The sequence below is a fragment of the Mycobacterium sp. E3305 genome (assembly GCF_001666785.1).
GTDB lineage: Bacteria > Actinomycetota > Actinomycetes > Mycobacteriales > Mycobacteriaceae > Mycobacterium.
In genome coordinates this window covers 1-12,967 of the sequence record NZ_LZJA01000298.1, presented here as the reverse complement: position 1 = coordinate 12,967, position 12,967 = coordinate 1, and the positions used below count along the sequence as shown (strand labels likewise).

General features: G+C 69.0%; 13 protein-coding genes and 2 pseudogenes. 7 read left to right on the top strand and 8 right to left on the bottom strand.

The window, feature by feature from the left end; genetic code table 11:
* Positions 1 to 63: 63 nt before the first annotated feature.
* From folP to A5701_RS25915, 5 genes are all read left to right on the top strand, one after another.
* The gene (folP, locus tag A5701_RS25935; RefSeq protein WP_067760996.1) at positions 64 to 888 is read left to right on the top strand and encodes a dihydropteroate synthase; all 825 of its coding nucleotides are present in this window, start codon (positions 64 to 66) and stop codon (positions 886 to 888) included.
* A complete protein-coding gene (locus A5701_RS25930) occupies positions 885 to 1,874 on the top strand; it encodes a glucosyl-3-phosphoglycerate synthase (protein WP_067760941.1) in 990 nt (329 codons plus the stop codon). The genes folP and A5701_RS25930 overlap by 4 nt, the downstream gene beginning before the upstream one ends.
* Before the next feature lie 50 nt (positions 1,875 to 1,924).
* Positions 1,925 to 2,272: a DivIVA domain-containing protein gene (locus tag A5701_RS25925; RefSeq protein ID WP_067760939.1), complete on the top strand. Its 348-nt coding sequence runs from the start codon at positions 1,925 to 1,927 to the stop codon at positions 2,270 to 2,272.
* Between the two features lie 2 nt (positions 2,273 to 2,274).
* Positions 2,275 to 2,853, top strand: coding sequence for a DNA-3-methyladenine glycosylase I (locus A5701_RS25920; protein WP_067760936.1), 579 nt, complete (start codon positions 2,275 to 2,277; stop codon positions 2,851 to 2,853).
* A gap of 193 nt (positions 2,854 to 3,046) precedes the next feature.
* Entirely contained in the window at positions 3,047 to 3,220 is a 174-nt protein-coding gene (locus A5701_RS25915; protein WP_003878471.1) for a DUF3117 domain-containing protein, read from the top strand.
* Between the two features lie 23 nt (positions 3,221 to 3,243).
* Here A5701_RS25915 and glgA read toward each other — a convergent pair whose 3' ends face one another.
* Complete coding sequence (gene glgA, locus A5701_RS25910; protein ID WP_067760934.1) at positions 3,244 to 4,407, bottom strand: glycogen synthase; 1,164 nt, start codon at positions 4,405 to 4,407, stop codon at positions 3,244 to 3,246.
* A gap of 150 nt (positions 4,408 to 4,557) precedes the next feature.
* On the opposite strand from glgA, the gene glgC reads away from it, so the two are divergent.
* Positions 4,558 to 5,772 carry a glucose-1-phosphate adenylyltransferase gene (gene glgC / locus A5701_RS25905; protein WP_067760932.1) on the top strand — a complete coding sequence of 405 codons (1,215 nt, stop codon included), beginning with the start codon at positions 4,558 to 4,560 and terminating at the stop codon, positions 5,770 to 5,772.
* A gap of 51 nt (positions 5,773 to 5,823) precedes the next feature.
* Here glgC and A5701_RS25900 read toward each other — a convergent pair whose 3' ends face one another.
* From A5701_RS25900 to A5701_RS25875, 6 genes are all read right to left on the bottom strand, one after another.
* Positions 5,824 to 7,506, bottom strand: a complete 1,683-nt coding sequence (locus A5701_RS25900) for a CocE/NonD family hydrolase (protein WP_067760930.1) — start codon at positions 7,504 to 7,506, stop codon at positions 5,824 to 5,826.
* 17 nt (positions 7,507 to 7,523) lie between these two features.
* Positions 7,524 to 8,198, bottom strand: a complete 675-nt coding sequence (locus tag A5701_RS25895) for an isoprenylcysteine carboxylmethyltransferase family protein (RefSeq protein WP_067760928.1) — start codon at positions 8,196 to 8,198, stop codon at positions 7,524 to 7,526.
* Positions 8,199 to 8,205: 7 nt separating this feature from the next.
* Positions 8,206 to 9,849: an ABC transporter permease gene (locus A5701_RS25890; RefSeq protein WP_156670270.1), complete on the bottom strand. Its 1,644-nt coding sequence runs from the start codon at positions 9,847 to 9,849 to the stop codon at positions 8,206 to 8,208.
* Complete coding sequence (locus tag A5701_RS25885; RefSeq protein WP_067760924.1) at positions 9,846 to 10,760, bottom strand: ABC transporter ATP-binding protein; 915 nt, start codon at positions 10,758 to 10,760, stop codon at positions 9,846 to 9,848. Before A5701_RS25885 ends, A5701_RS25890 begins: the two co-directional genes overlap by 4 nt.
* Positions 10,750 to 11,388 (bottom strand): TetR/AcrR family transcriptional regulator, encoded by a 639-nt coding sequence (locus A5701_RS25880; RefSeq protein WP_067760922.1) that lies wholly within the window; start codon positions 11,386 to 11,388, stop codon positions 10,750 to 10,752. Before A5701_RS25880 ends, A5701_RS25885 begins: the two co-directional genes overlap by 11 nt.
* A 179-nt stretch (positions 11,389 to 11,567) precedes the next feature.
* Positions 11,568 to 12,236, bottom strand: a complete 669-nt coding sequence (locus A5701_RS25875; RefSeq protein ID WP_067760920.1) for an O-methyltransferase — start codon at positions 12,234 to 12,236, stop codon at positions 11,568 to 11,570.
* A 202-nt stretch (positions 12,237 to 12,438) separates the two neighbouring features.
* Between A5701_RS25875 and A5701_RS25870 the strand changes: the two are divergent.
* Positions 12,439 to 12,789 (top strand): annotated as a pseudogene (locus tag A5701_RS25870) (sigma factor); the annotation flags it as partial.
* Here A5701_RS25870 and A5701_RS27805 read toward each other — a convergent pair.
* Positions 12,777 to 12,967: pseudogene (locus A5701_RS27805) on the bottom strand (sigma-70 family RNA polymerase sigma factor); the annotation flags it as partial. The pseudogenes A5701_RS25870 and A5701_RS27805 sit on opposite strands and share 13 nt — an antisense overlap.

Sequence of the window (12,967 nt, the reverse complement as noted above, 5' to 3'; positions counted from 1 at the left end):
CCGTCGGCGTCAGCCGGATCGACCTGGTGCGGCCGCCCGGTCGCCGGCGATCGGCCGCTGATCATGGCGATCGTCAACCGCACCCCCGATTCGTTCTACGACAAGGGCGCGACCTTCAGCGACGAGGCCGCCCGGTCCGCCGCACACCGGGCCGTCGCCGAAGGTGCCGACGTCATCGACGTCGGCGGCGTCAAAGCCGGCCCGGGCCAGGACGTCGACGCGGACACCGAGATCGCCCGGTTGATCCCGTTCATCGAATGGCTGCGCGACGCGTTCCCCGACCAGCTGATCAGCGTCGACACCTGGCGCTCCGAGGTGGCCAGGGTGGCCTGCGCCGCCGGGGCGGACCTGATCAACGACACCTGGGGCGGCATCGACCCGGACCTTGCCGGGGTCGCCGCGGAGTTCGGGGCGGGCCTGGTGTGCTCGCACACCGGCGGGGCGCTGCCCCGCACGCGTCCGTTCCGGGTGCGCTACGGAACCACCACCCGCGGGGTGGTCGACGACGTCATTCGCCAGGTCACGGCCGCCGCCGAGCGCGCGGTCGCCCGCGGGGTGGCCCGCGACCGCGTGCTGATCGACCCGGCCCACGACTTCGGCAAGAACACGTTCCACGGCCTGCTGCTGTTGCGCCACCTCAGCGATCTTGTTAATACCGGATGGCCCGTGCTCATGGCTTTGAGTAACAAGGACTTCGTCGGGGAGACTCTGGGGGTGGAATTGACCGAGCGGCTCGAGGGCACGTTGGCGGCCACCGCGCTGGCGGCTGCCGCCGGTGCGCGGATGTTTCGCGTCCACGAGGTCGCCGCGACCCGCCGGGTGCTCGAAATGGTGGCCTCGATCCAGGGCATACGCCCGCCCGCGCGCACGGTAAGGGGGCTGGCATGACGGCATCCGACCTGTTCGCCGGCGACCTCACCCACGACGCGGTGCTGGCCGCCCGCCCCGGCGACACCTGGCTGGCCGACCGCAGCTGGAACCGCCCGGGCTGGACCGTCGCCGAACTCGAGGCCGCCAAGGCGGGCCGCACCATCTCGGTGGTGCTGCCGGCCCTCGACGAAGAAGAGACCATCGAATCGGTGATCGACAGCATCTCACCGCTGGTCGACGGGCTGGTCGACGAGCTGATCGTGCTGGACTCCGGCTCCACCGACGACACCGAGATCCGCGCCGTCGCCGCCGGCGCCCGCGTCGTCAGCCGGGAGCAGGCGTTGCCCGAGGTGCCGATCCGGCCGGGCAAGGGCGAGGCGCTGTGGCGCTCGCTCGCGGCGAGCAGCGGCGACATCGTCGTGTTCGTCGACTCCGACCTGATCAACCCGCACCCGATGTTCGTGCCGTGGCTGGTCGGCCCGCTGCTCACCGGCGACGGCATCCACCTGGTCAAGAGCTTCTACCGGCGCCCCCTGCGCGTGGGCGACGTGGCGGGCGCGACCGGAGGCGGACGGGTCACCGAGTTGGTGGCCCGGCCGCTGCTCGCCGCGCTGCGCCCGGAGCTGGGCGGCATCCTGCAACCGCTCGGCGGGGAGTACGCGGCCACCCGCGAACTGCTGACGTCGGTGCCGTTCGCGCCGGGCTACGGCGTGGAGATCGGCCTGCTGCTGGACACCTTCGACCGGCTGGGATTGGGGGCGATCGCCCAGGTCAACCTCGGTGTGCGCGCGCATCGCAACCGGCCGCTGGCCGAGTTGGGCGCCATGAGCCGCCAGGTCATCGCGACCCTGCTCTCCCGGTGCGGGGTGCCCGACTCCGGCATCGGGCTGACGCAGTTCTTCGTCGACGACACCGAAGGTTCCGACTTTCAGGACTTCACCCAGCACACGTCGCCGGTGTCGCTGGCGGACCGGCCGCCGATGAAGGTGCTGCGGCCGCGCTAAGGCCCCGCTGCGTCATCGCGGTGTCGGTGGCATAGGGCAATATCGACGACGTGGCGTTGGTGTTGCTCTACCTGCTGGTGCTGGTGCTGGTGGCGGTCGTGCTGTTCGGCGCGGCGAGCCTGCTGTTCGGACGGGGCGAGCAGTTGCCGCCCCTGCCGCGGGGCACGACCGCGACGGTCTTGCCCGCCTACGGTATGACCGGCGCGGACGTCGATGCCGTCAAGTTCACCCAGGTGCTGCGCGGATACAAGACCAGCGAGGTGGACTGGGTGCTGGACCGGCTCGCCCGCGAGCTCGAGGCGCTGCGCGGCCAGCTGGCCGCGGTGCACGCCCCCGCGGAGGCCCACGACGACCCCGGGGACGTGGAACCCGGGGAGGCCGAGGATCGTCAGGACTAGATGTGAGCGATGACGGGCTGGTGCGGTGTAGCTGGGCGGCCATCCGGCCGGGACCCGATTTCGAGATGTACCGCGACTACCACGACCAGGAGTGGGGCCGCCCGGTGCACGACGGGGTGGCACTCTTCGAGCGGATGAGCCTGGAGGCCTTCCAGAGCGGGCTGTCGTGGCTGATCATCCTCCGCAAACGGGAGAACTTCCGGCGGGCCTTCGCCGGCTTCGACTTCGAGCAGGTCGCCGGGTACAGCGACGCCGACGTGCAGCGGCTGATGGCGGACACCGGAATCGTGCGCAACCGCGCCAAGATCGACGCGACGATCGCGAACGCCCGCGCCGCCGCTGAGCTGGGAACCCCCGCGGACCTGTCGAAGCTGCTGTGGTCGTTCGCGCCAGAGCCGCGCCCCCGGCCCGCGGACGGCTCCCAAATCCCCTCGGCCACTGAGGAATCTAAGGCGATGGCGCGCGACCTCAAGCGGCGCGGGTTCCGGTTCGTCGGGCCGACCACCGCCTATGCGCTGATGCAGGCGACCGGGATGGTCGACGACCATATCCGGGGTTGTTGGGTGCCTTCCCCCCGTTGACGGCGCGGGCCGTGACCGGCCCGCTAAGGCCGGAGAACCGGGTCTTTGTTCAACTCGTGACCTGGATAGGGAACAATAGAGGCGTGATTTGGCAGTTCGATGTCGGGTATGGCTGGAAAATCGCTGGCGGGGCATGCTCGGCGCCGACCAGGTCCGCAAAGGCGGGCCAGCTCGAACCTGGAGGGAGCACTCGATGGCGGCGATGAAGCCCCGGACCGGCGACGGTCCTCTGGAAGCAACCAAGGAGGGGCGCGGCATCGTGATGCGGGTACCACTTGAGGGAGGCGGTCGACTGGTCGTTGAGCTGACGCCCGACGAAGCCGCCGCCCTCGGTGACGAACTCAAGGGTGTCACGAGCTCCAGCTGAACGCGCGCCGACGGACGGCTGCGCTACGCACACACCTTTCGGTAGATGTCCAGGGTCTGCTCGGCGACGTGGGCCCAGGAGAAGTCCTCGACGCAGCGCTGCCGTCCCGCCTCGCCGTAGCGCTTCGCCTTCTCGGGATCGGCGATGAGCGCATTGACCGCTTCGGCCAGCCTGGCCTGGTAACCGGCCGGATCGCTGGGGTCGTAATGCACCAGCGAGCCGGTCACCCCGTCGGCGACCACCTCCGGTATCCCGCCGACGTCGGACGCCACCACCGCCGTCGCGCATGCCATGGCCTCCAGGTTCACGATCCCCAGTGGCTCGTACACCGAGGGGCACACGAATACGGTTGCCGCCGAGAGAATTTCGCGCAATTCGCCGATGGGCAACATCTCTCGGATCCAGAACACGCCCCGCCGGTGGTCGGACAGCCGCGCCACCGCGGACCGCATCTCGTCGGCGATCTCCGGGGTGTCGGGGGCGCCCGCGCACAGCACCACCTGCGCTTCGGGGTCGAAGTGGTGCGCCGCCGCCACCAGGTGGGCGACGCCCTTCTGCCGGGTGATCCGGCCGACGAACGCCACGATGGGACGGTCCGGGTCGACCCCGAGCTCCGCCAGCAGCGACCCGGTTTGCGTCGGCCCGGCCGGATGCCAGACGTCGGTGTCGACCCCGTTGCGGATGACGTGCACCACGCTGGGGTCCAGGGCGGGATAGACGCGCAGGATGTCTTCGCGCATCGCGGAGCTCACCGCGATGACGGCGTCCGAGGCCTGTACGGCGGTGTGCTCCACCCAGGTCGACACGCGGTAGCCGCCGCCGAGCTGCTCGGCTTTCCACGGCCGCAGCGGCTCGAGGGAGTGGGCGGTCAGTACGTGGGGGATGTCGTAGAGCAGGGCGGCCAGATGACCGGCCATGCCGGTGTACCAGGTGTGCGAATGCACGACGCTGGCCGCCGACGCGGCGTTGGCCATCAACAGGTCCGAGGACAACGTCGACAGCGCCGCGTTGGCGCCCTGCAGGCGCGGATCGGGCTGGTGCACGAAGGCGTTCGGCCGCGGCGCGCCCATGCAGTGCACGTCGACCGCGCATAGCCGGCGCAGTTGGGCGACCAGTTCGGTGACGTGTACACCGGCTCCCCCGTAGACCTCCGGTGGGTACTCCCGAGTCATCATCGCCACCCGCATACCCGCACGGTAGTTCGGCGTTGGCGAGGCCCGCGAGTCGGGCTGGACAATCGGAGAGGAAACCAAAGACCTTGACGGACAGCCGCGCAGCAGATCGCCAATAGAGCGATCCCTCTGGCAGCGGTTCGCGACGGCCGATAGGTTTGACCCATGAGGGAAGCGCCACACGTGCTGGGCATTGTCCTGGCCGGGGGTGAGGGCAAGCGGCTGTATCCGCTGACCGCGGATCGGGCCAAGCCCGCGGTCCCCTTCGGCGGCGCCTACCGACTGATCGACTTCGTGCTGTCCAACCTCGTCAATGCCCGCTATTTGCGGATCTGCGTTCTCACTCAGTACAAGTCGCATTCACTTGACCGTCATATTTCGCAGAACTGGCGGTTGTCCGGTCTGGCCGGTGAATACATCACGCCGGTGCCCGCCCAGCAGCGCCTGGGCCCGCGCTGGTACACCGGCTCCGCCGACGCGATCTACCAGTCGCTCAATCTGATCTACGACGAAGACCCCGATTACATAGTCGTTTTCGGCGCCGACCACGTCTACCGGATGGACCCCGAGCAGATGGTCCAGTTCCACATAGAAAGTGGGGCAGGGGCAACCGTGGCCGGCATCCGGGTGCCGCGCGCCGAGGCCAGCGCTTTCGGCTGCATCGACGCCGACGACTCCGGCCGCATCCGCGATTTCGTGGAGAAGCCCCTGGACCCGCCGAGCGTCCCGGACGACCCCGATTCGACGTTCGTGTCGATGGGCAACTACATCTTCACCACCAAGGTCCTCATCGACGCCATCCGCGCGGACGCCGACGACGACCACTCCGATCACGACATGGGCGGTGACATCATCCCGCGGCTGGTCGGCGACGGAATGGCTGCGGTGTACGACTTCAACGACAACGAGGTGCCCGGTGCCACCGACCGCGACCGGGCCTACTGGCGGGACGTGGGGACGCTGGACGCCTTCTACGACGCCCACATGGACCTGGTGTCGGTGCACCCGGTGTTCAACCTGTACAACAAGCGCTGGCCGATCCGGGGGGAATCGGAGAACCTGGCGCCGGCCAAGTTCGTCAATGGCGGATCGGCGCAGGAGTCGGTCGTCGGCGCCGGCAGCATCATCTCGGCCGCCTCGGTGCGCAACTCGGTGCTGTCGTCCAACGTCGTGGTCGACGACGGCGCGATCGTGGAGGGCAGCGTGATCATGCCGGGCGCCCGGGTCGGTCGGGGCGCCGTGGTGCGCCACGCCATATTGGACAAGAACGTGGTCGTCGGCCCCGGCGAGATGGTGGGCGTGGACCTGGAGAAGGACCGGGAGCGGTTCGCGATCAGCGCCGGCGGCGTCGTCGCGGTCGGCAAGGGCGTTTGGATCTAGTGGCGATCGCGAGCGCGGCGTAGCCGGGCGAAGCGGGTCGCCACCCTCGGGTTAGGGGATCTCCGGGATCAGCAGGTGCGCGTCGTAGCGCGGCCCCCAACGCAGCCTGATGCGCCCGCGGGGGGAGCCGGTGTAGGCCGCGGGGAGCTGGCCGGTAAGCGGGTTTCTCGGGCACAACCAGCGCCCGGCGACCACCAGCCGCAGCTGCTCGCCGGCGCGGAACAGCGTCGCCGACGGGCCGAGCGCGACATTGACCTCGACGGCCTCGTGCGCGGGGACGGGCTGTGGGTCGGTGCACGCCGCGACGGGTTCCCACGGCCGCGAGAGCTCGCGATCCAGCGCCCGCAGCGAGACCCGTTGCCACCCGGTGCTCACCCGGTCGCGGCCGTAACCGTACGAACCCTCGAACCCGACGAACCGCCCGTCGCGCCATTTCTCCACGCCGACGAACAGGTTGGCGTCGTCGCAGCCGGCCAGCTCGATCCACAACCGCGCCGCCATCGGGCCGGTCAACTCGACATCCTCCGGCACTGTCCAGCTGAAAGCGGCTGCGCCGGAGCGGGTTTCGAACGAGATGCCACCCTCTGCCGACGGCCGCGAAGCGGTCAGCAGTCCGCCCGCGGCCAAATACATTGGCCGCCAATGGGTTCGCCCCAGCGGCCAGTCGGCCTCTTCGCGCACCGCGACGACGGTGTCGCGGTCTTCGCGGACCTCCAAGCGGACGCTGCGGGAACCGGGCGCCCCGTCCAGCGCCGCCCGGAAGAATTTCAGCTGCTCGGCCAGCGCGGGCTCGGAGTAGAACGTCGCCCACTTACCGGCCCGGTGGGTGTAGAGGCGGGCGTGGCCGGAACTCGCGTGCGTGAACGCGCGGATGGAGCCGCGGCCGTGCAGGTTGTTGTCGGAGAAGCTGCCGCACACCAGCATCGGCACGTCGATCGCGGCGAGGTCCGGCACCAGCGAGCGCCAGAACTCGTCACGCAGTGGATGGGCATCCTGCATCCGCTCCAGGTCGTAGGCCTGGCGGGTGTCGCGCCGCACGTTGCGCGACCACACCCGGGTGAAGCCTCGTTCGCGGACCCCGCCGGGATAGGTGAGGTCGCGGTAGGCGTCGGTGAACCCTTCCCATGGGCAGATCGCCCGCAGTGCCGGCGGCCGTAGGGCCGCGGCCGCGTACTGGCTGATGGCCAGGTACGACACCCCGAGCATGACGACCCGCCCGTCACTCCACGGCTGACTGGCGATCCACTGCACCAGGTCGTAGGTGTCCTCGGCCTCTCGCCGCGACAACAGCTTTCCGGTGCCCCCGGAGTGGCCACAGCCCCGCGAGTCGGCGTTCACCACGACGAAGCCCTGCACGCTCCACCACGCGGGATCGGGCGCCTCCCAACCGGTCAGCGCCGAGAAGGTCACCGGCCGGGGCTGGCGCAGTACCCGGTATTGGATGGAGAACGTCCACCTGTTGCCGCGGCGCTTCGGCAGATTGTCCTTGCCGTACGGGTGAATGCTCAGAATGACCGGCCCGGCCCCGGCGCCGGCATGCCGGAAGACGTTGATCCGCAACGTCGTTCCGTCGCGGGTGGGCACGGCAACGTCACGGTCGACGGCGATCTCGGCCGGTGGGTCGGTCACAGTGACCGGCGGCTTGGCGAAGCCGCGTATCCGGCTCAGCGCGTAGCGAAGGACGCCCGGGCGACGCCACGGCCGATCCCTGGTGGGCGCGGGAGTGCGGACCACGGGATCAGATTAAACGGCTACCACACGCTCGGCAGCAGCCGATAGCGGACGCGTTGCGCATATTCGCGATATCCCGGGAGCTCCGTCTTGAGCAGCTTCTCCTCGTCGAGAATGCGCAGCACCAGGATCGCGACGCCGGGAACGACGAGGAGAAGTGCCCAGTACGAGCCGAGCGCCAGGGGCATTCCCACCATCATGATCACGTTCCCCGCGTACATCGGGTGCCTGACGAACCTGTAGAGCCCGTCGGAGGCGACCTTCTGGCCGCTCTCCACCGTCACGGTCGCAGCGGCATAACTGTTCTCGATGATCACGCGCATGGCGACGGCCAGGCCGGTCGCCATCAGGACGTCACCCACCACGCACAGCCACACGGGCACGGTCGACCAGCCCATCCGATGGTCGAACGCGCTGAACGCCATGACCACGAAGAGGGTTCCGAAGGCGCCGGCACTGATGACCTTCTGGGCCGTGCGGGTTTCCGCCTGCGGTCCCGCATGCATGCGCCGTTGCAGGGCCGCCGGATGTTTGCGCGCCAGATAGATTGTGGGGACGATCGATACCACCGTGAACAGGGCGATGAAAACCCAGCCCTGCCAATAGCGGAAGGTGCCGGCCGGCAAGAACAGGACCAGAGCATAGGCGGCGATTCCGAGAATCGATGATGCCGCCAGTCGAACACCGATCTTCATGACGCTCCTAAACTCGCAGATCGCGTCGTCGAAAAGCCACGGCTCCCAGGGCGATCAGTGTGGCATCTATGGCGAGCAACCACAACAGTGGTGTGGCCGTGAAATCGCCGCCGACGCGCGGGATGTGGGCGAACGGCTCCAGGTCGAGCAGCCACTGGGAGAACCCGGCCAGGGAGCCGATCAGGTACAGGGCGATGAACCCGACCAGAACACCCCACGCCACGGGTGTGAATCGCGGCGCAAGCCCGAACACGGCGACGGTCACGGCGCACAACAACCAGACGGCGGGCAGCTGTACCGCCGCGCTTGCCACCACGACGGCCACCTTGCCGCCGACGTCACCGGCCGCGGCTCCGTAGACCAGCCCCCCGGTCAGCCCGCTGAGCAGCATCGCGACCGTGGATCCGAGCAGTGCGGCCAGCACGTGGCTGGCGAGCCAACGGGTTCGCGACACCGCACCGGCCAGCGTCGTCTCGGCCCGTTGCGCCGATTCCTCCTGGTGTAGCCGCAGCGTCAGCGAGATCGCGAACGCGGCCGCGGCCATGCCCAGCATGGTGAACGCGACGGCGATGAAAGCCTCCGCCAAGGCGTTGGTCCCGCCCATCCGGAGAACGATGTCGCGCGCCGCGTTGCTGCCGCCGAGCTCGTCGCCGATGCCGTGCACCACGCTGCCCATCAAGATGCCGTAGAGGCACAGGCCCACGGTCCACAACACGAGCGCACCGCGGTCCAGCCGCCATGCCAGCCCGAACACGTTGCCCAGCGCCGGGGCGGCGGAGGCGGGGCCGGGGCGTTCGGCGAACAGCCCGGCACCCACGTCGCGGCTCGCGAGGAGCCGATAGGCCACCGCGGTGAGGACGATGGTCGTCGCCAGGTGCAACAGCAGAACCGGCCAGTGGTCGCCCGCGTACGGTCGGACCTGCAGCGACCACCCCAGCGGCGAGAGCCAGGACAGCGCGCCCGAACCGGCGTCGCCGAGGGCGCGCAGTGTGAAGGCCGCCGCCAGGACCGCGAACGCGGCGCCGCGGGCGGACCGCGCGCTCGGCGACAACTGCGCGGCCACCGCGGCGACGGCGGTGAACACCAGGCCGGAGCAGGCCAGCGCCGCACCGAAGGCGAGGGACCCGCCCGGGGCGACATCGGTGGTGAGCAGACCCGCCGCGCCGATCATGCCCGTGGCGAGGCTGGCCCCGAAGGACAACAGCAGGGCGGCGCTGAGGCTGGCGTAGCGCCCGACCGCGGTCGAGTCCACGAGCTCGGTCCGGCCGGCCTCCTCGTCAGCGCGGGTGTGCCGGATGACGGTCAGGATGACGGCCACCGAGATGAGCAGGTGGAACATCCCGGCCTTCCAAATGCCCACCGCGCCAAGGCTGTCGTTGTAGACCTGCCCGTAGAGGGCACGCTGCGCCGGGCTCGCCATGATGGAAGCCGCGAAGCCGGCGCGCGCCGCCTCGGTGGGGTAGACCTTCTCGATGCTGCCGACGTACACCGTTGCCAGCGGCACCGACAGCAGCAACACCCACAGCGGCAACGAAACCCGGTCGCGCCGTAGGTAGAGCCGCAGCATGCCAAGCGTCCCCGCGAAGTTCGGCCGCCGTTGCGGTGCGGGGTGGGCGGGGCGGCGTGACCGATCCAAGGTTGCGGTGCTCATGATGCGGACACCCTGTCCGCCGTGTCGTAGTGGCGCAGGAAGAGTTCCTCGAGTGTTGGCGGCTGGCTGACGAGGGTGCGCACGCCCGCGTCGCCAAGTGCCCGGATCAGTTCTCCGAGGCTTTCGCCGTCGACCTGGGCACGCACGGTGTTGCCTTCGACGCTGACGTCCTCGACGCCCTTGATGCGCGTGAGGTCGCCGGGGTCGCCGGTCATTTCGGCCCTGATCGAGGTGCGGCTGAGATGCCGCATCGAGTCCAGCGAGCCGCTCTCGACGGTCTTGCCGGCCCGGATGATGGTCACCCGTTCGCACAGCGCTTCGGTTTCGGCCAGGATGTGACTGGACAGCAGGATGGTCGCGCCGCGATCGCGAGCCTCGGCGACGCATTGCTGAAAGACGTTCTCCATCAACGGGTCCAGGCCGCTGCTTGGCTCGTCCAGGAGCAGCAGGCGGGCGCGCGACGAGAACGCGGAGATCAGCGAGACTTTCTGCCGGTTGCCCTTCGAGTAAGTCCGCGCCTTCTTGTGTGGGTCGAGGTCGAAGCGCTCGACCAACTCGGCGCGCCGCCTTTCATCGATTCCACCGCGCATGCGGGCCAGCATGTCGATGGTCTCGCCCCCGGTCAATGTCGGCCACAGCGTGACATCGCCTGGCACATAGGCGATCTGACGGTGCAGTGCGACCGCGTCGGCCCACGGGTCGCCGCCCAGCATCCGAACGCTACCGCCGTCCGCCTTGACCAGGCCCAGCAGGATGCGGATGGTCGTCGACTTCCCGGCGCCGTTCGGGCCGAGGAAGCCGTGGACTTCACCTTCGCGCACCGCCAGGTCGAGGCCGTCCAGCGCACGCACAGCTCCGAAGTTCTTGGTCAGCCCGCGTATTTCGATGGGTGCGACACTGTCAGCTGGCATGTGATCCTCCTTGATCTTCGGCGGCCAGGAATGCGTCGTACATGGTGCGGTCCACCATCAGGCCCTCGCTGTAGATCTCGAGAGCCGGCAGGATCATGTCCCTGGCGTAATCGCGCAGGACCGCACGCAAATCCGTTGGCGTGTCGTGCATTTGCAGATAGAGCAGGAGGCCGCCGCCTCCCGTGATGCCGAGATACTTGGCCCTGGCCTTCGGGTCACGGCTGGGCTTTATCGTCCCGGCCCGCACACCCTCTTCCATGTACTCTTCGGCGTTGTCGATCATCCTCTGCCACAACATCTTCGCCAGGTCGCCGCCCGTCTGCATGCTGCGCAGGAGGTAGGCCGTCAGCGGCGCGAATTCCTCGATCTCGGCGAGCTGCGCGAACCAGGTGGCGGGGTCGTTGGACCGCATCGCCTCCGATTTGGAACTGCGGATCTCTTCGGCGACGTAGTCGTCGCAGGCCTTTCGCAGGCCTTCCTTGGAACCGAAGTGGTGAATGACGAGCGCGGCGCTCACCCCCGCGGCTTCGGCGATGGCCCTCAGTCCCACGCCGAAGCCGTGCTGTCCGAACTGCTCGATGGCCGCGTCGCGGATTCGAGCGGTTGCGGTCAGGTCGGCTGAACGCATGTTCAGTACGTTAAACGGCCGTTCAGTCGCGAGTCAAGGTGGTATCGCGTCAAGAATTCGTAAACATCGGACCAGTGGCGATCGCAAGCGCGGCGCGGCCGGGCGTAGCGGGTCGCCACCGTCGAACCAGTGGCGATCGCAAGCGCGGCGCGGCCGGGCGCGGCGGGTCGCCGCGCGGGTCAGTCGCGAACCGCGGCCAAGATGCCGTCGCCCAGCGGCACCAGGGCGGGCGTGAGCCGCTCGTCCTCGGCGATAAGCCGTGCCGCTTCCCGCACCGCGGCCACCTCGGCGTCGCGGGCGGCGGGGTCGCCGGCGCGCCCGCCGAGAGCGGCCCGGTGCACCACGATGACGCCGCCGGACCGCAGCAGCCGCACGCCCTCCATGACGTAGTCGGGCTGGTCGACCGGGTCGGCGTCGACGAACACCAGGTCGTAGGACTCGTCGGCCAGGCGGGTGAGGACCTCCTGGGCCCGGCCGCTGATCAACCGGGTGCGCGAGGGGCCGATCCCGGCCTCGGAGAAGGCCTGCTTGGCGAGCCGCAGGTACTCGGGTTCGATGTCGATCGTCGTCAGGACGCCGTCGTCGCTCATGCCGGATAGCAACCAAAGTCCGCTGACACCGGCGCCGGTGCCCACCTCCGCCACGGCCTTGCCGCCGCTGAGCTTGACCAGCAGGCTCAGCAGCGCGCCGACCGCGGGCGTGACCGCGCCCGCACCGATGTCCACGGCGCGCTCGCGGGCGGCCGCCAGCAGCGCGTCCTCGGAGATCGACCCCTCGGCGTGCGCGAAGAGGGATTCGGCTCGACTGGGCGCCGGCTGGCCGGGGGTGTCTGCGTCGGTGCCGTCCATGCCCGCAGCGTATTCCACTCCGGTGCGCGCCCCGGCATGGCACGCCTAAGCCGCGCCGCCACGACACGCCCGGGAAAGCCGGTGCGTTTAACCTCACCCCGCGACGGATATGTCCAGCACAGCGCTGGTAACGAAAAGGTTTCTCAGGCTGAGCTCAGACTGTTCATATATCGCACATACGCCCATACGCGACGGTGTCCCTATGGATCGCGGAGCGGGTGGGACCGGGAATACGGATTGGCGGCCACGTGTTGCCGTCGATGACGACTTGTCGCTTTGTGACAGGACGGATTCGGAGGATTCGATCATCACCACGCTTTTGGGCCCGACCAGCATGTCGCACCCGCAGGACTGCCCCGCCGACGAGTGGGTGGAGCCTTCCGACGGCCTGCAGGGCACCGCGGTTTTCGACGCGACCGGGGACAAGTCCACGATGCCCTCGTGGGACGAGTTGGTCCGTCAGCACGCCGACCGGGTGTACCGGCTGGCTTACCGCCTCTCGGGCAATCAGCATGACGCGGAAGACCTGACGCAGGAGACCTTCATCCGGATGCGGGCGCGCCGGCGCACCATGTCGAGGAAAAGGTTGGTGGTGATGCGGTGCAGCCAGCCTTCGAACGTTCCCGGCTGGTAGTTCTGCACCGATCGGAAAACCCGGATGAAGGTCTCCTGCGTCAGGTCTTCCGCGTCATGCTGATTGCCCGAGAGGCGGTAAGCCAGCCGGTACACCC